The organism is Microbacterium sp. (assembly GCF_049661145.1).
GTDB lineage: Bacteria > Actinomycetota > Actinomycetes > Actinomycetales > Microbacteriaceae > Microbacterium.
This window is the reverse complement of record NZ_JBASZT010000285.1, coordinates 15,813-33,084: the sequence shown is the minus strand read 5'-3', so window position 1 is coordinate 33,084 and position 17,272 is coordinate 15,813. Positions and strand designations below refer to the sequence as shown.

Genomic DNA, 17,272 nt, shown 5'->3' with positions numbered 1-17,272 from the left:
CGTGCGGTCGGCGCGACAGCGATGCCCTCGGCGCGTGATAGCCTGTCTGAGGTTCACGGGCCTGTGGCGCAGTTGGTAGCGCGCCTCGTTCGCATCGAGGAGGTCAGGGGTTCGAATCCCCTCAGGTCCACATCCCATAGCAGATTCATAGAACTCTGCTTCTGCTCGCCCCACGCAGGATCAGCCGACGTCCGCGTGTATCATGTCGAGCCCGAGCGAAGTTAGGGGTTTTCCCGATCCGTTCCGGCCGGGCGTGGTTCTAGTGTTTCACCATGCATACGCATCGACTGCTTGCCAGCGCCGCTGCTGCTGTCATCGTGATCGTCGGGCTGCCCGCGTGCGCGGCCGTGACGGCAAACCCCATCACGCTCACGATAGGCACGCAGGACAACGACGACACCCACGTTGCCGGCGAGATCAAGCACTTCGCTGATCTTGTTGACACGGCATCCGGCGGCTCCATCACGATCACACCGGTATGGCGCGCCGCTGGCGACGTTTCGCGGTGGGATCAGGTGGTCGCGCAGCAGGTGATCGATGGCGAACTCGACCTGGGGATGGTGCCCACTCGGGCGTGGGACGCCCTCGGGGTGACGAGCCTGCGGGCGCTGAATGCGCCCTTCGTGGTGACCTCCGATGCCGCGCTCGTTGGCGCGACCGCCGACGAGATTCAGGATCCCATGCTTGAGGGGCTCGAGTCGGCCGGGATCGTCGGGCTCGACATCTTTCCGGAGAGTCTGCGTCACCCCAGCGGCTTCGCGGAACCTGCACTCGGACTCGACTCCTATCAGGACGCTGTCGTACGCGCGCCGTACTCCGCGACGACAGAGGCCATGTTGGCATCCTTCGGAGCCACGTTGGACGATGGCACCCCGGACCCGCAGGTGCACAATATCCAGGAGACCTCATACTTGCGCGCCGCCGGACCGACCGTCACCGCGAATGTCACCTTCTTCGGGAAATTCGATGTGCTTGTTGTCGGCTCCGACATCTGGAACGGGCTCAACGATGAGCAGCGGCGCGTGCTTCGGCAGGCGTCGGATGAGACCCAGAAGTGGGCTAGAGATCACCTACCGACCGATCAGGAGCATGCCCAGGAATATTGCGAGCGTGGTGGCAGGCTCGCCCTTGCGCAGCAGGATGATGTCGATGCGCTGATCGCTGCGAGTGCGCCCGTCTTGGATGAGTTGGCGGAGGACGATGTCACCGCGACCTCGATCACGGCTTTGCGCGCGCTCGCGCCAGCGGGCCCGCTCCCGCCAGTCTCGTGCGCCGACACGAGCGAGACGGCAGTGGACATCACCGGCACATGGGAGTTCACAACGACCCAGGAGGACCTCATCGCCGGAGGGGTGACGGATCCCACACAGGTGCAACAGGAGGCGGCAACGTTCCGCTACCGGTTCACCGAGAACGCCTGGGCGTACGATGCCGTGGCCGAGTACGACCTGGCACAGCCGCGCCGAACCGGCACTCTCAAGGTCGTGGGTTCGCGCGTGACGATCTTCTGGAGTGGGCAAGCCAGCGATTCCACGTCGATGGACGCCGAGATCCTCCCCGACGGCACCTTGCAGTTCACCAACATCGTGGATGCCGACCCGGTATATCAGAAGGCGTCGGAGGTGAAATTCGGTCTGCGGCCCTGGAGCCCGGTCGAAGGGTAGCGGTCAGCGTTGGGCGCCGCCGAGGGCTCGCAGCACTGTCAGCACGCGCCGATGATCGTCGGGCCCCGCATCGATGCCGAGCTTGGCGGTGAGATTCGCGAGATGGCTCTCGACGGTCTTGACGCTGAGGCTGAGCCGTCGCGCGATTCCCGCGTTGGACAGGCCCTCCGCCATCAGGGCGAGCACGCGCTGCTCCTGCCGCGTCAGCACCCCACGTCCGGACGCGGGACTGCGCAGAAGCAGCTCGACCACTTCGGGATCGATGACTGTTCCGCCGGTGGCGACCGTTCGCACCGCCTCTGCGAGCGTGGCGGACTCCGTCACCCGATCCTTGAGCAGGTAGGCCGTGCCGGCGCCAGCCGCAGCAACCCTCTCTGCGAGCGCCCTGCTCGCATACATCGACAGGATCACGACACCGATCTCATCGCCGCGTGAGCGCATCTCCTCGAGCGCACGGAGCCCCTCGTCGGTGAACGTCGGCGGCATCCGGATGTCGAGGACGAGCGCGTCGACGCCCTGCGTGGTGTGCAGTGCCTTCGCGAGTTCGTCGGCGTCGCCGGCGACACCGACGACCGAGCAACCGCCGACCTCCAAGATGTGGCGAATCCCTTCCCGCACGAGCAACGCGTCATCGACGACGATGACGCGTGGATGCGGCAGGCTCACGTCGACCACCGGGTGGGAGGGATCGATGCCGAGACGCGTGTCCCGCCCTCGAGTGGCGCATCGACACGGAAGAGGCCACCAACGGCTTCGACACGGTCGGCAAGACCACGCAGTCCACCTGAGCCGGTGATCCTTGCTCCACCACGGCCGTTGTCGGTGATCGTGACAGTCAGTTCGTCGTCGTATCCGAGGTCTACCGATGCCGTCGCAGGACCGGCATGCCTTGCGGCGTTCGTGAGAGACTCCGCGACGGTGAAGTAGAGCGTCTTCGCGACGGCATCCGCGACAGGCCGGGTCTGGCCACGGATCCGCAGCGAGGCGGGCACGGGGGAGCGCATGACGAGTTCTTCCATCGCACCGTCGAGCCCACCGTGATCAAGGATCGTGGGCGTGATCCCGCGGGCAAGTTCGCGCAGTTCCCGGCGAGCCAGCCCGAGCTCCTCAGACGTCTGCGCGAGGCGCTCGGCCAGTTCGGGAGAGTCGTCTCCGTTGAGCTGATCCCTTGCTCGATCCAGCGAGAACGAGGCGGCCAACAGGAGTTGCTGAGCCCCATCGTGGAGGTCGCGCTCCAGTTGTCGCCGCGCACCGTCGGCGGCATCCACGATGCGCATCCGGGACTCGCGGAGGCGCTGGATGCTGCGGGACAGCTCGTCAGTGAGTCGCACGTTCTCGGTCACGATCGATATCGAGGCGGACAGCGAAGCGAGAAGATCGCGACGCACCGCCACTGCGGGGTCGAACACGATCCAGGCTCGCACCGGTGTGTCCTCACCCACCGCGACGGCGTGCGGCGGCGGGGTAACCGGCGACCCGTCCACGGTGCGATACTCACCGTCCTGGAGCCAGATCACACGGGCAGAGTGGTCGTCGAGCGCCGATTGGATGAGCTGATCCCAGCGCCCGGCGGTCACGCCCTCCTTCGCGGCAAGGACGACGTCCGCAACGCGGGCTCGAGCTTGGCGAAACGCGGCGAGACCCGCGATCCACACCAGCGGCACGGCGATCGTGAGCCCGAGCCGCAGATAGGCCCATCCTTCGCGCTCATCATCGAGTGTCAGGAGATGATTGAGGTTCGTCCACGCGGTCGTCACAGCCAGCGAAAAGGCGGTCACGGTCATGAGGACGTTGCTTGCTCGCCACGGGCGGCTGCCCCGGATCCACCGCGCAATGAGGGCGATGACGGCGGCGAGCGACAGCGCCGCGCCGATCACCAGCCGCGCTTGATACCACCAGACCACGACGCCGCGAGGAAGTACGAGAAACGGATTGGGCGCGCACAGGCACCACTCGCCGGTCTCGGCGACAAGGATCAACAGGGTCTGAGCGGCGAAAAAGCCGACAGCGGCGATCAGCACCCCGCGACCGACCCACCCCGAGAGTCGGCCCGTGGGATAAGTGATGACGAGCAGGATGACGACGATCCCGAGCGCAGGGCTGAGAGCGTAGAACAGCGCCCACCAGGAACTTGTCGGCTGGAGTGCTTCGAAGAAGACGGAGAACGTATGCACGACAGAGCCCAGCAGCAGCAGAACAGCGGGGATGTGGGCTCCCAGGTGCCATGCCGCCAGGGCGCTGACAGCAAAGACGACGCCGACAGTGGCCGAAAGCACGAGATCGGCGAACGGCACGAACGGTCGCAGGTCGCGGGTGACGTGCTGCGCGTAGACATTCAGGAGAACCGCCGCCGCGGACAGCGTCAACATCGTCGCGAACAGGATCCGTCCCCGCATGGGCCTCATCTTGGCCTAAACGGGAACGGCGCGCTATCGTCACGCGTGCGGCGTGGTCACCCGACGGGCTGGTGCTCCCGCTCGCGGGCGCGGAGGTCCTTGCGGAGGATCTTGCCCGAGCTGGACTTGGGGATGGCCTCGACGAACTCCACGCGGCGCACCTTCTTGTGTGGGGCGACGTGCTCGGCGACGAACGCCATCACGTCGTCCTCGGTGATCTTCGAACCCGGCACCCGCACGACGAACGCCTTGGGGATCTCCTGCTTGTCGTCGTCGAGGACGCCGATGACCGCGGCATCCGTCACCTGCGGGTGACTCAGCAGCAGCGCCTCCAGCTCCGCGGGGGCGATCTGGTAGCCCTTGTACTTGATGAGCTCCTTCACGCGATCGACGATCGAGAAGTAGCCGCCCTCGTGGTAGACGGCGACGTCGCCGGTGTGGAGGAAGCCATCGGCATCCAAGGTCTCGGCCGTCGCCTGCGGCTGGTTCAGGTAGCCGAGCATGACGTTCGGGCCCTTCACCCACAGCTCGCCGGCCCGGCTCTCACCGTCGGCGCCGACCTCGGTGATCTCCTCGCCGGTCTCGGTATCGACGAGCTTGCAGACGATGTTCGGCAGCAAGACCCCGACGGAGCTGACGGGGACATCGTCGCGCTGGTATGGCATCGCGTGCGAGACCGGGCTGAGCTCGCTCATCCCGAAGCCCTGCATCATCCGGGCGCCGATGCGCCGCCCGGCGATCTCGGCGGTCTCGCCGTCGAGGGGAGCGGCGCCGGAGAATACGGTGCGTACGGTCGAGATGTCGAACTGGTCGACGACGGGGTGCTTCGCGAGCGCGACGGCGATCGGCGGGGCGATGAACAGGAACGTGCAGCCGAACTTCTGGATGATCGTGAGGAACTCGACGAGGTCGAACTTCGGCATCGTCACGAGCGTCGCGCGCTGCTTGAGCGCGAGGTTCAAGAGCACCGTCATGCCGTAGATGTGGAAGAACGGCAGGACCGCGAGCACCCGGTCGCTGTCTCGCAGATCGATGCTCACACGGCACTGCGCGACGTTCGCGACGAGATTGCGGTGGCTGAGCATCACGCCCTTGGGGACGCCCGTCGTTCCCGACGAGTACGGCAGGACGGCGAGGTGGGTCGCGGGGTCGAAGCTCACCTCCGGAGCTGGGCGGCGCTCGGCCAGCAGATCCCGCAGGCTCGGGTGATCCGGGGCGCCGTCGAGCACGATGAGGCGGTCCGCGGGGATGCCGACGGCAGTCGCCGCCGCCACGGCTTGCGGCAGCAGGGGCGACACCGTGACGAGCCAGGTGGCCCCGGCATCCTGCAACTGCTTCTCGATCTCGCGGGGCGTGTACAGCGAGTTGATGGTCGTGACCGTCCCGCCGGCATGGAGAACGCCGTGGAAGACCGTCGCGAAGGCGGGGATGTTGGGGCACAGCACCCCGATGACAGTGCCGGTCGTGACACCGCGGGCGGCCAACGCGCCGGCGAACGCGTCGATCTGCGCCTTGAGGGCGCCGTAGGTGGTCTCGGTGCCGGTGGCGGGATCGATCAGTGCGATCCGAGCGGCATCCTCGGCCGTCAGGTCGCCGAAGAGGTCGTCGTAGATGCTGAGTTCGGGAATCTCGATATCGGGAGCGGGGCTGGTGAACACGGGCGGTCTCCTTCGACGGCGTGGGCCCCGGCGTCGGTGCCGGATGGGTACATCATGCCACCGCGCGGGACGCGGTTCCAGCACCTGCGGCATCGCGTACCGAGGGCGGGTGTGCGGGGCCGGTAGGGTCAGAGGATGACCGCCGAGAGCCTGCCCGCTCGCAGCCGCCTGGTTCACGATGCGTTGCGAACGGCGGGGATCGCCGGGGAGATCATCGTGCTGCCGGATGCCGCGTCCACCGCGGCCCTCGCCGCCGCCGCGCTCGGGGTGGAGGTCGGCGCGATCGCCAACAGCCTCGTCTTCGCCTGTGACGGCGAGCCACTGCTGGTGATGACGAGCGGCGCACACCGCGTCGACACCGCCGCGCTCGCCGAGCGCCTGGGACGTGGGAGGATCCGGCGGGCGACCCCCGAGCAGGTTCGCGAGGCGACCGGGCAGGCCATCGGCGGCGTCGCGCCGACCGGGCATCCCGCGAGGCTCGAGACGATCGTTGACGAGGCGCTCGCCGCCTACCCGGAGATCTGGGCGGCCGGCGGCACGCCGCACACCGTCTTTCCGCTCACCTTCGATGAGCTCGTCGGTCTCACCGGCGGCACGGTCGCCAAAGTCGACTGATCCGCTGATCGGCGAACCGCGTCCGACTCGGTCGCTGCGCTCGCGGGGGTTCCAGTGTCCTTCGCTCAACGCGCGGGGGTGCCGGGGCTGTCGAAACTCCAGTGGTCGGGGTCGGTTGCGGTGGCGACGTCCCAGTCGTCGGCGTCCCACGTGAAGGTCGCGACGGCGCACGTCGGCATGTGCGCGATGCCGTCGACCGACAGCGTCGATGCCAGCACCGTCATGCCCGGGTCGTGCGCGACGATCATGACAGAGGCAACTCCGCGGGCCGTCGCCGCTGCCAGCAGGGTCCGCGCCGAGGCGCCGTAGAGCCCTTCATCGAGTTCGAGTTCCAGCCCCAGGGCGGCTCCGAAGAACCCGGCGGTCGTCTTGGCGCGCAGCGCCGTGGACGACAGCAGCGCGTCGAGCCGCACCCCTGCGTCGGCAAGGCGCGCCGTCAGCCGCGCCGCCATCACGGGCGCGTCGCACATCCCGCGGCCGTTGAGGGGCCGGTCGTGGTCGCCGAGAGCAGGGCTTCCCCAGTCGCTCTTCGCGTGGCGGGCGAGGACGAGCGTCGTCATGTCAACGGATACCTCTCAGCCGACGTACACCCAGGCGGACCGCCCACTGCCGAGGGTGACGAGAATGCGCCGGTACAGCGCGACCTCGTACTCGTCAGCGGCATCCACCTCGTCCGCGGTGACGTGCAGCACCTTGCCGACGACCTTGTCCACGTCATTGCCGGTCGCCCGAAGGACAGGGTGCACCGAGAGACCGGACAGGTCCACGACGCGCTGGTCCTCGATCTCGACGTAGTCGATCGTGTAGCCCGGCAGGATGTCGGGCTCGCCCGCGACGAGCCGCCCGAACGTGTCGAGCTGCACCTCGGCATACTGCAGCGTGCCGTACGTGAACAGCAGCTGATCGCGCGGGAGATCGGTCACCCCACCAGGCTACCGGCGGCGCGTGGAGCGGTGCCAGAAAGCCGCACCGTCACTAACCCAGCAGGGCGTGGGCGATCGAGAAGATGGCAAGCCCGGCCAGGGCGCCGACGATCGTGCCGTTCAGGCGGATGTACTGCAGATCGCGCCCGACCATGAGCTCGATCTTCTCGGTCGTCTCGGCGGGGTCCCACTTCTCGACGGTGTCGGTGATGATCGACGCGATGTCGTGGCGGTAGCGGTCGACCAGGAACACCGCGGCGTCCGCGATGCGAACATCGACGCGACGCTGCAGCGCAGCATCCGTCGCGAGCCGTTCGCCGATCTCGCCGAGTGCCGCGACGATGCGGCGCCGCAGCCCGCTGGCGGGGTCGTCCAGCGAGGCCAGCAGCCCGGTCTTGGCGGTGTTCCAGGCCTGCGCGGCGAGTTCGCGTACGCGCGGGCTGTCGAAGACGGAGCTCTTCGCTTCTTCGAGCCGGGCGATCGTCGCGGGATCGTGCTGCAGGTTCTCGGCGAGCCGCGCGAGATAGCGGTCGATCGCGTGCCTCGCGGGATGGTCGGGGTCGGTCTGCACCGCCTCCGCGAACTTGACGGCCTCATGGTAGACGGTGTCGTCGACCAGGCGCATCGCGACCGACGGCACCCACGATGGCAGGCGCCGGGAGACGAGTCCTGTGAACGACTCGCGGTTGGCGTCCAGCCAGGTCACGATGCTGTCGATGCCGAGGTCGACGGCACCGTGATGCGCGCCGGTCTCGACGACCCGCGACAGCGACGCGCCGAGGGCGGGCCCCCATTCCGGGTCGAGCAGGTGCTCGCGGGCGAGGTCGCTGATGAGACTCTGCACCTCGTCGTCGCTCAGGGCGCGCAGGATGCCGCCGGCCACCGCTGCCGCTTCGGTTCCGACCGTCTCGGCGTGCGCCGGGTCGCGCAGCCACGCGCCGGCTCTGGCCGCGATGGACGTCGAGTCCAGTTTCGCGCGCACGACGCCGCCCTCGAGGAAGTTCGTCTCGACGAACTCCCCGAGGCTGCGGCCGATCTCGTCCTTGCGGCGCGGGATGATCGCGGTGTGCGGGATCGGGATGCCGAGGGGGTGGCGGAACAGGGCGGTGACGGCGAACCAGTCGGCGAGAGCCCCGACCATCCCGCCCTCGGCCGCGGCGCGCACGTAGCCGAGCCATGGGTACTTCTCCTGCAGGACGAACGCCACGACGAAGAGGATCGCCATCACGATGAGCGCGCCGAGGGCGACGCCCTTCATGACCTGCAGCGAACGGCGCCGCTCCTGGTCGGCCGGGCTGAGGAGTGCGGTGGGGGTGCGGGCCATCACGGTAGTCTCGCACGCGGCGTATCCTGACGGCGTGATCGAAGACATCCGCAAGCGCGCCCGGCACCGCACCAGCATCATCGAGGGGCAGCTGCGGGGGCTCACGCGGATGATCGAGAACGAGGACTACTGCATGGACATCATCGCCCAGTCGCGGGCGATCCAGAAGGCGCTCGCCTCGCTCGACAAGCTGCTGATCGAGAACCACCTGCGCACGCACGTCGCGCACATGTTCGCCGAGGGCGGCGACGAGCGCGAGCAGGCTGTGGCGGAGCTGTTGAAGGCCTACGACCTCGAGACGCGGTGAGCGCTGCGCCTCACGTCAGCTTTTCAGTGGCGCTGCCGCGCCGTGGGGTGAGAAAGCCTGGGTCATGTTGCGCGACTTTCGGGTCACACCGGCACGAGCGTGAGGTGGGCGCGATCTTCCTCGGTGAGGGCGCGTGCGAATCGGGCGTCGAATGTCGCGAGACTCAAGCCCGCACGGACGGCGAGGTTGAGCAGATGGAAGTCGGTGACCTGGCGGAACCCCATCAGCGAGGTCAGCGTGATGTGCGGGTGCGCCAGCGACGAGTCGTCGACGAGAAAGCGATGCCCTGGCGCGTGACGGATGGCGTCCAGCGCAGCGATGGCGTCGGCGGGCGCCACGACTTCACCCATCACCGTCGGATTGCTCAGTAGTCGGACGAACGACGATTCGGTGACAGGTGTCGTGGCCCACGTGTGGATGCTCTCAAACCACGACCTCGCTGAGCCGTGGTGCACGTGCCTCGGATCGTACAGCGCCAGCAGCAGGCCGACGTCGAGAAGGTACCCCTCAGTCATCGCGGTGCTCGGCGACCATCTCGTCTGTGACCACGTGGGCGGGGTTGCGTGAGGCCATCACCGGGAAGCCGGCGACAGATTCTGTGGGTCGTCCCGGGCGCATGCCCCGCATGGCGAGCTCGGACACGGCGGCACCGACAGGGCCGAGCCAGGCGGCGGCGACGGTGGAGTGCACCGATTCCGGGTCGGACGGATGGAACATCCCGGCCAGCACGTCGCGGTAGAGGCGGCTGAGTTCGGTGCGGCTGAAGTACGAGGAGCCGCCACTGACGAGCATCGCCTCGTCGACGAGCTGCTTCGCGGTGACGACCGCGCGGTGCTTGAGGCCGCTGAGCTTCGCGAACCACAGCGGCCCGTGGTTCGCGAGCGCGTCGACGTCGGTGGCGATCGCGGCGAGCTGCGGCAGCATCCCGTCGTACGCGAGCGCCATGTCGGCGACGCGCCACCGGATGTCGGGGTCGTCGGCATAGGACAGTCCGGTCTTCTTCGAGCGCCGCGCCTTCGCGGTTTCGACGGCGAGGTCGAGCGACCGCCGGGCGATACCGGTGTAGACGGACGCCAGGAGCACCTCGAACACGCTGAAGATGCCGAACACGATGGGATCCGGGTTGGGGCCTGGGTCGACCAGACGCACGACGCGGTCGGCCGGGGCGACGGCGCCGTGCAGTTCGGTCGTGCGCGATTGCGTGCCGCGCATGCCGACGGTGTCCCAGTCGTCGCGCGTGACGACGGCATCCGTGCGGGGGACGAACGCGTAGACGAGCTTCGGATGCTCGGGGTCGCTCGTGTCCAGGCCGTGCAGGCCCAGCTGGGTCCACACCGGGGCGAGCGACGTGAAGATCTTCGTTCCGGTGAACGCGTAGCCGCCGTCGCCGGTGGGCACGGCGGCGGTGTCGCTGCCGAACAGCACCAGATCGTTGCCGGCCTCGCTGATGCCGAACGCGAACACCTCGCCCGCGACGGCGCCCTCGTGCACGAACCGCAGGCTGTCGATGCCGCGATCCGCCAGCACCTTCGCAACCCCCGTCCACACCAGGTGCATGTTGATCGCGAGAGCCGTCGCCGGTGCCGCCGTGGCCAGGCGCTGCTGCAGGAGCGATGCCTCCGCGAGGCCCAGGCCCGCGCCACCGAGCGAGGTGGGAGCCAGGACGCCGAGATAGCCGGCATCCTTCAGCTCGGCGAGATCGTCCTCGGGGAACACGTTGTCGCGGTCCACCTGCGCCGCGCGCGCACGGAAGCGTTCCAGGAGATCGTCGGGGAGGATGTCGGCGGGATCGAAAGACGTCATCCTTCCATCCTGGCCCGCTGCTCGCGTGGCGGGGCAGGATGGAGAGGTGATCTCCACCGACCTGGCCATGGCGCTGCGTTCTGCGGGGCTGGTGTGGCACCCGGCATCCGGCGACCGCTTCCAGCTCGACGAGCCGGAGTTCGAGGCCGACGTCTTCACCGTCAGCGAGATGACGATCGAGCCGCGGGCGTACCCGACCGGCACGATCCTCGCGTTCAACGGCACGACGGAGTGGGCGCTGGATTCAGTCGCGCTGGAGGATGCCCTGTGGTTGCCGCGCGAGGACCAGCTGCGGGAACTGCTGCGCGGCGCGTTCCGCCGACTGGAACGGTTGGCCGACACGCACCGGGTGGACATCGAGTTCGCGGGGGAGCGGGGGAGCTTCGAGCATCCGCAGCCCGAGGACGCGTACGGTCTCGCGCTGCTCGCGGTGCTGCAGCGCATCGCCTGATCGGTCCGGGGCTCGGCGGTGTTCAGCCGAGCCGAGGTCGTTGTGGCGTGGGGCGTGCGAAAAGCAGGCTGAACCGGGCCGGTCGGCGCCTTTCTGCGGTGCTGCGGCCCGGTTCAGCCTGCTTTCACGACGGAACTCAGGCGAGCTCGCCATCTTGCCGCGCTGCGCGTCCGGCACCATCCCGATCTTCGCGGAACCGATGATAGCGCGGGTCTCACGTGACGGTGGGTGCCGGCACGGTGTCGGGGATCGGGCTCGCGTCGCGGTCGCGCAGGTCGGGGAAGCCGCGGACGAAGACGACCGCCACGAGGGCACCGAGGACCGCGAAGCCCGCCGCGGCGGCGTAGGCGCCGGCGGGACCGACGCCGTCGATGAGGAACCCGGCGATAGCCGAGCCGAGCGCCGCGCCGATGAGCTGCCCGGTGCCGATCCAGCCGTAGGCCTCAGCGGTCTCGCTGAACTTCACGGATGCCGAGGTCATCGCGAACATCACCGCGAGCGCCGGCGCGATCCCGATGCCGGCGACGACGAGGCACGCGCTGACCCACCACGGCGTCGCCGGCGAGATGTCGCCGACGATGAAGATCGTCGCGACGAGCCCTGCGGCCACGATGGTCATGCGCCGTGCCATCGCCCAGGGGCCGATGGGGACGTGGCCGAACGCGAGCCCGCCGGCGAGACTCCCGACCGAGAACATCGCGAGGACAAGGCCTGCCTCGAGGCCGCCGTGGCCGAACGTGGCGACGACGGCGGCTTCGACGGCGGCGCATGCGCCGATGAGGAGGAACCCGATCACCGTCGCGAGCAGCACCACGGGCCTTGTCAGCACCTTGCCGAGGGCGCGCCGACTGCGCGGAATGCGTACCCGGCCGACCTCGGGGGAGGCGATGAACCACGTGCCGCCGACGACAAGGATCACCACGATCAGTAGCAGCCCCGTCACGGTGCCCACCTGTGTCGCGACGATCGTGATCACCACTGGCGCGAGGATCCAGATGATCTCCTGCAGGCTCGCATCCAACGAGAACAACGGAGTCAGCTGGCTGGCGTTGACGAGTTTGGGGTAGATCGTGCGCACGGCCGGCTGCACCGGTGGTGTGGACAGGCCCGCGATCAGGCCGAACGCCATGTATCCGGCGATGCCCATCGGGATGAGCGCCAGGAAGAGCAGGGCGGCTGCGCACACGGCGGTGGTCAGCGTCAGCACGCGACGCATGCCCCAGACGCCCATCCACCGGCTCGTGACCGGTCCCGAGGTGGCCTGGCCGACGGATGCCGCGGCCAGCACGAGCCCGGCGGCGCCATACGAGCCCGTCATCTGTTCGACGTGCAGCAGGACCGCAAGGCTCGTCATGCCGTTCGGAAAGCGCGCTGTCAACTGTGCTGCGATGATGCGCGCCACGCCCGGAGTGCGCAGCAGTTCCTGGTACCCCGCCACCCCTCCACGCTAACGCGAAAGTCTCGCGACCTGAGGCAGGCTTTCTCGCCCCTACGGCGGGGCAGCGCCCCTGAAAAGCTATCGCGACACGCCGAAGACGAGATTCCACAGCATCAGCGATGTCGGTGGTCGCCCGTAGCGTGCGAGTTGGGGATGGATCTCGGGCACGGCGGTGAAATGCCCTCGATTCAGGCCTTTTCCAGCACGGCGAATCGGCTGTCGGCTGTGGATGAAACGGTGGACAAGCTGTGTTGTACGTGGGGAGAGCGGTGGAAAACTACACCGATGTAACTACTAGCCCTAGTGGTGCTGGCAGGTGTCCGTACCCATATGTAGTATTGGTCTCCCGGTGGAGCGCTGCCGGGGAACTAGGTGGGACCGAAAGGGAAGAGGATCGACATGGCGATCACGGTTTACACGAAGCCGTCTTGCGTGCAGTGCAACGCGACGTACCGGGCACTGGACTCGAAGGGCATCGACTACGAGGTTCTCGACCTGTCGCAGGACCCGGGGGCGCTGGCGCACGTGAAGTCGCTCGGCTACCTGCAGGCGCCGGTCGTCGTCACCGACGAGGATCACTGGTCGGGCTTCCGACCCGACAAGATCGACGAGCTCGCGAGCCGTTTGGCGTGATGCGATGACGAGCGCGGTCGCGACGAGCGTGCCGCTGCTCGTCTACTTCTCGAGCGTGTCGGGCAACACGGCGCGGTTCATCGAGAAGCTCGGGATGCCGGCGCTGCGCATCCCGCTCACCCGCGCCGATCCCGAGATCGAGGTCGATGAGCCGTTCGTGCTCGTCACCCCCACCTACGGAGGTGGGCAGGGGCGCGGTGTCGAGAAAGGCGCCGTCCCCAAGCAGGTGATCCGCTTTCTCAATGACGAGAAGCATCGACGCCTCATCCGCGGGGTCATCTCCGCGGGCAACACCAACTTCGGCGAGCACTACTGTCTCGCCGGCGACATCATCAGCCGCAAGTGCACCGTGCCGCACTTGTACCGGCTTGAACTCTTCGGCACGCCTGACGACGTCACCCGTGTGGGCGACGGATTGGAACGATGGTGGAAGCTGCAGTGAGCCCGGCAACCTTCAAGACCGACACGCGCTTCGAGGGGATGGACTACCACGCCCTCAACGCGATGCTGAACCTCTACGGCGACGACGGGAAGATCCAGTTCGACGCCGACAAGCGCGCCGCGCGGGAGTACTTCCTGCAGCACGTCAACCAGAACACCGTCTTCTTCCACTCGTTGCAGGAGAAGCTCGACTATCTCGTCGAGAAGGAGTACTACGAGCCCGCGGTGCTCGAGAAGTATCCGTTCGAGTTCATCAAGGGACTCACCGACCGCGCGTACGCGGCGAAGTTCCGCTTCGAGACGTTCCTCGGCGCCTTCAAGTACTACACGAGCTACACGCTGAAGACCTTCGACGGCAAGCGCTACCTGGAGCGCTTCGAGGACCGCGTCGTCATGACCGCCCTCTCCCTCGCCGACGGCGACCAGCGCCTGGCGACCCAACTCATGGATGAGATCATCGCCGGTCGCTTCCAGCCCGCGACCCCGACCTTCCTCAACGCCGGCAAGGCGCAGCGCGGCGAACTCGTCAGCTGCTTCCTGTTGCGCATCGAGGACAACATGGAGTCGATCGCCCGCGGCATCAACTCTGCGCTGCAGCTGTCCAAGCGCGGTGGCGGCGTCGCACTGCTGCTTTCCAACATCCGCGAGGCGGGCGCTCCCATCAAGCAGATCGAGAACCAGTCCAGCGGCATCATCCCCGTCATGAAGCTCCTCGAAGACAGCTTCAGCTACGCGAACCAGCTGGGCGCGCGTCAGGGCGCCGGCGCCGTCTACCTGTCGGCGCATCACCCCGACATCCTCCGGTTCCTCGACACCAAGCGCGAGAACGCCGACGAGAAGATCCGCATCAAGACGCTGTCGCTCGGTGTCGTGATCCCCGACATCACCTTCGAGCTCGCCCGAAACGACGAGGACATGTATCTGTTCTCGCCGTACGACGTCGAGGAGGTCTACGGCGTGCCCTTCGGCGACATCTCGGTGACCGAGAAGTATCGCGAGATGGTCGACGACGCGCGTATCAAGAAGACGAAGATCAACGCGCGCGAGTTCTTCCAGACCCTCGCCGAGATCCAGTTCGAGTCCGGCTACCCGTACATCATGTTCGAGGACACCGTGAACCGGCAGAACCCCATCAAGGGCCGGATCAACATGTCCAACCTGTGCAGCGAGATCCTGCAGGTCAACACGCCGACCACGTTCCACGAGGACCTCTCGTACGACCAGATCGGCAAGGACATCTCCTGCAACCTCGGCTCGATGAACATCGCGCTGGCGATGGACGGCAAGGACCTCGCGGGAACGGTGGAAACCAGCATCCGCGCCCTCACCGCCGTCAGCGACCAGAGCCACATCCGCTCGGTGCGCTCGATCGAAGACGGCAACGATCGCTCGCACGCGATCGGTCTCGGCCAGATGAACCTGCACGGGTATCTCGCGCGCGAGCACGTGTTCTACGGGTCCGAGGAGGGCCTGGACTTCACGAACATCTACTTCTACACCGTCCTGTTCCACGCGCTGCGCGCGTCGAACAGGATCGCGATCGAGCGCGGCACCGCCTTCGACGGCTTCGCCGACTCAACGTACGCGTCGGGGGAGTTCTTCGACAAGTACACGGATGCCGTGTGGGAGCCGCAGACCGAGAAGGTCAAGGAGCTGTTCGCCGGCATCCACATCCCGACGCAGGACGACTGGCGTGAGTTGAAGGCATCCGTCGCCGAGCACGGCATCTACAACCAGAATCTGCAGGCGGTGCCGCCGACCGGCTCGATCTCGTACATCAACAACTCGACGAGCTCGATCCACCCGATCGCATCGAAGATCGAGATCCGCAAGGAAGGCAAGATCGGCCGCGTCTACTACCCGGCGCCGTTCATGACGAACGACAACCTCGCCTACTACGAGGACGCGTACGAGATCGGCTACCAGAAGGTCATCGACACGTATGCCGCCGCGACCCAGCACGTCGATCAGGGTCTGTCGCTGACGCTGTTCTTCAAGGACACCGCCACGACGCGTGACATCAACAAGGCGCAGATCTATGCGTGGCGCAAGGGCATCAAGACGATCTACTACATCCGCCTGCGGCAGATGGCGCTCGAAGGGACGCAGCTGGATCAGTGCGTCAGCTGCATGCTTTGACGCCGCGCTCGTTGAGCGAGCGGCGTAGCCGCGAGTCGAAACGTCTGTAAGAAAGAAGAAAGTCATGACCCCCGAAAAGCTCAAGCTCATCGATCACGTCCAGGCGATCAACTGGAACCGGATCCAGGACGAGAAGGACCTCGAGGTGTGGAACCGCCTCGTGAACAACTTCTGGCTGCCCGAGAAGGTGCCGCTGTCCAACGATGTGCAGTCGTGGCAGACGCTCACGCCCGAAGAGCAGACCACGACGATGCGGGTGTTCACCGGGCTCACTCTGTTGGACACCATTCAGGGCACGGTCGGCGCCGTCTCCCTCATCCCCGACGCGATCACTCCGCACGAAGAGGCCGTCTACACGAACATCGCATTCATGGAGTCGGTGCACGCGAAGAGCTACTCGTCGATCTTCTCGACGCTGTGCTCGACGCCGGAGATCGACGACGCGTTCCGCTGGTCGGTCGAGAATGCGAACCTTCAGAAGAAGGCGCACATCGTCATGGACTACTACCGCGGCGACGAGCCCCTCAAGCGCAAGGTGGCCTCCACGCTGCTGGAGTCGTTCCTGTTCTACTCGGGCTTCTACCTACCGCTGCACTGGTCTTCCAAGGCGAAGCTGACGAACACGGCCGACATCATCCGCCTCATCATCCGCGACGAGGCCGTACACGGCTACTACATCGGCTACAAGTTCCAGAAGGGGCTCGAGACGCTCGGCCAGGCCGAACGGGAAGATCTCAAGGACTACACGTTCTCGCTGCTGTACGAGCTGTACGACAACGAAGTGCAGTACACGCAGGACCTCTACGACGGCATCGGGCTGACCGAGGACGTCAAGAAGTTCCTGCACTACAACGCCAACAAGGCGCTCATGAACCTGGGCTACGAGGCGATGTTCCCGTCCACGGTCACGAACGTGAACCCGGCGATCCTGTCCGCGCTCTCGCCCAACGCCGACGAGAACCACGACTTCTTCTCGGGCTCGGGCTCGAGCTACGTGATCGGCAAGGCTGTTGCCACCGAAGACGACGATTGGGACTTCTAGAAGTTCAAGATCTGGCCCGGCCCTGAGAAGGGCTGATGAGAGGCCCGGACCTGCAGGTTTCTGCAGGTGCGGGCCTCTTTTCGTGCCACATCGAATGGACAGAAGGGGACAGAAGTGTACTTTTCGCAGGTTCTTGCTCGGTGCCGGGCTATCGAGGACAGAGGGGCGGCCCAAAGACGACTATTTTCTCCAGGTCCGAAGCAATTTTCGCGGGATTTCTCAATGGACAGAAGCTGCCAGAGATGGACGTCTAGCGACACTCAGAGGGGCACAGGAGTGGCACGCCCGCATCCTCCGAGCGGCGGCGGAGCGGTCACCGAAGGCGACAAGCGGTGGCGACCGAGACCGTCGTGCCACTACGGGCCGAAGGGACCGAACTCGACACAGTCAGAGTCCCCGGAATCTGCGCTTGGAGACGTCGGGAGCGTTGCGTGCATG

General features: G+C 66.7%; 17 protein-coding genes and 1 tRNA gene. 9 read left to right on the top strand and 9 right to left on the bottom strand.

The window, feature by feature from the left end; all coding sequences use genetic code 11:
* Nucleotides 1–57 precede the first annotated feature (57 nt).
* Both WBP48_RS12200 and WBP48_RS12195 read left to right on the top strand, forming a co-directional pair.
* Nucleotides 58–130, top strand: a tRNA-Ala gene (locus WBP48_RS12200).
* A gap of 142 nt (nucleotides 131–272) precedes the next feature.
* Complete coding sequence (locus tag WBP48_RS12195) at nucleotides 273–1,664, top strand: TRAP transporter substrate-binding protein (RefSeq protein ID WP_424440793.1); 1,392 nt, start codon at nucleotides 273–275, stop codon at nucleotides 1,662–1,664.
* Nucleotides 1,665–1,667: 3 nt separating this feature from the next.
* On the opposite strand, the gene WBP48_RS12190 is transcribed toward WBP48_RS12195, so the two are convergent.
* Genes WBP48_RS12190 through WBP48_RS12180 form a run of 3 tightly spaced genes read right to left on the bottom strand, consistent with a single transcriptional unit; the run spans nucleotide 1,668 to nucleotide 5,718 of the window.
* Nucleotides 1,668–2,330, bottom strand: coding sequence for a response regulator transcription factor (locus WBP48_RS12190; protein ID WP_424440791.1), 663 nt, complete (start codon nucleotides 2,328–2,330; stop codon nucleotides 1,668–1,670).
* Nucleotides 2,327–4,060, bottom strand: a complete 1,734-nt coding sequence (locus WBP48_RS12185; RefSeq protein WP_424440789.1) for a histidine kinase — start codon at nucleotides 4,058–4,060, stop codon at nucleotides 2,327–2,329. The genes WBP48_RS12190 and WBP48_RS12185 overlap by 4 nt, the downstream gene beginning before the upstream one ends.
* A 56-nt stretch (nucleotides 4,061–4,116) precedes the next feature.
* Nucleotides 4,117–5,718: an AMP-binding protein gene (locus tag WBP48_RS12180; RefSeq protein ID WP_424440787.1), complete on the bottom strand. Its 1,602-nt coding sequence runs from the start codon at nucleotides 5,716–5,718 to the stop codon at nucleotides 4,117–4,119.
* Nucleotides 5,719–5,853: 135 nt separating this feature from the next.
* Between WBP48_RS12180 and WBP48_RS12175 the strand changes: the two genes are divergently transcribed.
* Entirely contained in the window at nucleotides 5,854–6,333 is a 480-nt protein-coding gene (locus WBP48_RS12175) for a YbaK/EbsC family protein (protein WP_424440785.1), read from the top strand.
* A 65-nt stretch (nucleotides 6,334–6,398) separates the two neighbouring features.
* Here WBP48_RS12175 and WBP48_RS12170 read toward each other — a convergent pair whose 3' ends face one another.
* Genes WBP48_RS12170 through WBP48_RS12160 form a run of 3 tightly spaced genes read right to left on the bottom strand, consistent with a single transcriptional unit; the run spans nucleotide 6,399 to nucleotide 8,580 of the window.
* Nucleotides 6,399–6,893 carry a SixA phosphatase family protein gene (locus WBP48_RS12170; RefSeq protein WP_424440783.1) on the bottom strand — a complete coding sequence of 165 codons (495 nt, stop codon included), beginning with the start codon at nucleotides 6,891–6,893 and terminating at the stop codon, nucleotides 6,399–6,401.
* A 15-nt stretch (nucleotides 6,894–6,908) separates the two neighbouring features.
* A complete protein-coding gene (locus WBP48_RS12165; RefSeq protein WP_424440781.1) occupies nucleotides 6,909–7,256 on the bottom strand; it encodes a gamma-glutamylcyclotransferase family protein in 348 nt (115 codons plus the stop codon).
* Between the two features lie 52 nt (nucleotides 7,257–7,308).
* Nucleotides 7,309–8,580 carry a DUF445 domain-containing protein gene (locus tag WBP48_RS12160; RefSeq protein ID WP_424440779.1) on the bottom strand — a complete coding sequence of 424 codons (1,272 nt, stop codon included), beginning with the start codon at nucleotides 8,578–8,580 and terminating at the stop codon, nucleotides 7,309–7,311.
* A gap of 34 nt (nucleotides 8,581–8,614) precedes the next feature.
* Here WBP48_RS12160 and WBP48_RS12155 point away from each other — a divergent pair, with 34 nt between their 5' ends.
* The gene (locus tag WBP48_RS12155; protein ID WP_424440777.1) at nucleotides 8,615–8,887 is read left to right on the top strand and encodes a metal-sensitive transcriptional regulator; all 273 of its coding nucleotides are present in this window, start codon (nucleotides 8,615–8,617) and stop codon (nucleotides 8,885–8,887) included.
* 83 nt (nucleotides 8,888–8,970) lie between these two features.
* Here the strand turns inward: WBP48_RS12155 and WBP48_RS12150 are convergent, their stop codons facing one another.
* Both WBP48_RS12150 and WBP48_RS12145 read right to left on the bottom strand, forming a co-directional pair.
* On the bottom strand, nucleotides 8,971–9,402 hold the full coding sequence (locus WBP48_RS12150; RefSeq protein WP_424440775.1) for a TA system VapC family ribonuclease toxin: 432 nt from the start codon (nucleotides 9,400–9,402) through the stop codon (nucleotides 8,971–8,973).
* Nucleotides 9,395–10,690: an acyl-CoA dehydrogenase family protein gene (locus WBP48_RS12145; RefSeq protein ID WP_424440773.1), complete on the bottom strand. Its 1,296-nt coding sequence runs from the start codon at nucleotides 10,688–10,690 to the stop codon at nucleotides 9,395–9,397. The genes WBP48_RS12150 and WBP48_RS12145 overlap by 8 nt, the downstream gene beginning before the upstream one ends.
* A 46-nt stretch (nucleotides 10,691–10,736) precedes the next feature.
* On the opposite strand from WBP48_RS12145, the gene WBP48_RS12140 reads away from it, so the two are divergent.
* Complete coding sequence (locus tag WBP48_RS12140; protein WP_424440771.1) at nucleotides 10,737–11,141, top strand: pilus assembly protein CpaE; 405 nt, start codon at nucleotides 10,737–10,739, stop codon at nucleotides 11,139–11,141.
* A gap of 214 nt (nucleotides 11,142–11,355) precedes the next feature.
* Here the strand turns inward: WBP48_RS12140 and WBP48_RS12135 are convergent, their stop codons facing one another.
* Nucleotides 11,356–12,579: an MFS transporter gene (locus tag WBP48_RS12135; RefSeq protein ID WP_424440769.1), complete on the bottom strand. Its 1,224-nt coding sequence runs from the start codon at nucleotides 12,577–12,579 to the stop codon at nucleotides 11,356–11,358.
* 399 nt (nucleotides 12,580–12,978) lie between these two features.
* Here WBP48_RS12135 and nrdH point away from each other — a divergent pair, with 399 nt between their 5' ends.
* From nrdH to nrdF, 4 genes are all read left to right on the top strand, one after another.
* Nucleotides 12,979–13,212: a glutaredoxin-like protein NrdH gene (nrdH, locus tag WBP48_RS12130; protein WP_424440767.1), complete on the top strand. Its 234-nt coding sequence runs from the start codon at nucleotides 12,979–12,981 to the stop codon at nucleotides 13,210–13,212.
* A 4-nt stretch (nucleotides 13,213–13,216) separates the two neighbouring features.
* Complete coding sequence (gene nrdI / locus WBP48_RS12125) at nucleotides 13,217–13,654, top strand: class Ib ribonucleoside-diphosphate reductase assembly flavoprotein NrdI (RefSeq protein ID WP_424440765.1); 438 nt, start codon at nucleotides 13,217–13,219, stop codon at nucleotides 13,652–13,654.
* Nucleotides 13,636–15,792, top strand: a complete 2,157-nt coding sequence (nrdE, locus tag WBP48_RS12120) for a class 1b ribonucleoside-diphosphate reductase subunit alpha (RefSeq protein WP_424440763.1) — start codon at nucleotides 13,636–13,638, stop codon at nucleotides 15,790–15,792. The genes nrdI and nrdE overlap by 19 nt, the downstream gene beginning before the upstream one ends.
* A gap of 64 nt (nucleotides 15,793–15,856) precedes the next feature.
* Nucleotides 15,857–16,834: a class 1b ribonucleoside-diphosphate reductase subunit beta gene (gene nrdF, locus WBP48_RS12115; RefSeq protein WP_424440762.1), complete on the top strand. Its 978-nt coding sequence runs from the start codon at nucleotides 15,857–15,859 to the stop codon at nucleotides 16,832–16,834.
* Nucleotides 16,835–17,272 lie beyond the last annotated feature (438 nt).

Bases quoted from the DNA above. Each gene is read 5' to 3' on its own strand.
- WBP48_RS12195 (WP_424440793.1), top strand. From the start codon at position 273: ATGCATACGCATCGACTGCTTGCCAGCGCCGCTGCTGCTGTCATCGTG.
- WBP48_RS12185 (WP_424440789.1), bottom strand. From the start codon at position 4,060: ATGCGGGGACGGATCCTGTTCGCGACGATGTTGACGCTGTCCGCGGCG.
- WBP48_RS12175 (WP_424440785.1), top strand. From the start codon at position 5,854: ATGACCGCCGAGAGCCTGCCCGCTCGCAGCCGCCTGGTTCACGATGCG.
- WBP48_RS12170 (WP_424440783.1), bottom strand. From the start codon at position 6,893: ATGACGACGCTCGTCCTCGCCCGCCACGCGAAGAGCGACTGGGGAAGC.
- WBP48_RS12160 (WP_424440779.1), bottom strand. From the start codon at position 8,580: ATGGCCCGCACCCCCACCGCACTCCTCAGCCCGGCCGACCAGGAGCGG.
- WBP48_RS12150 (WP_424440775.1), bottom strand. From the start codon at position 9,402: ATGACTGAGGGGTACCTTCTCGACGTCGGCCTGCTGCTGGCGCTGTAC.
- WBP48_RS12145 (WP_424440773.1), bottom strand. From the start codon at position 10,690: ATGACGTCTTTCGATCCCGCCGACATCCTCCCCGACGATCTCCTGGAA.
- nrdH (WP_424440767.1), top strand. From the start codon at position 12,979: ATGGCGATCACGGTTTACACGAAGCCGTCTTGCGTGCAGTGCAACGCG.
- nrdI (WP_424440765.1), top strand. From the start codon at position 13,217: ATGACGAGCGCGGTCGCGACGAGCGTGCCGCTGCTCGTCTACTTCTCG.
- nrdE (WP_424440763.1), top strand. From the start codon at position 13,636: ATGGTGGAAGCTGCAGTGAGCCCGGCAACCTTCAAGACCGACACGCGC.
- nrdF (WP_424440762.1), top strand. From the start codon at position 15,857: ATGACCCCCGAAAAGCTCAAGCTCATCGATCACGTCCAGGCGATCAAC.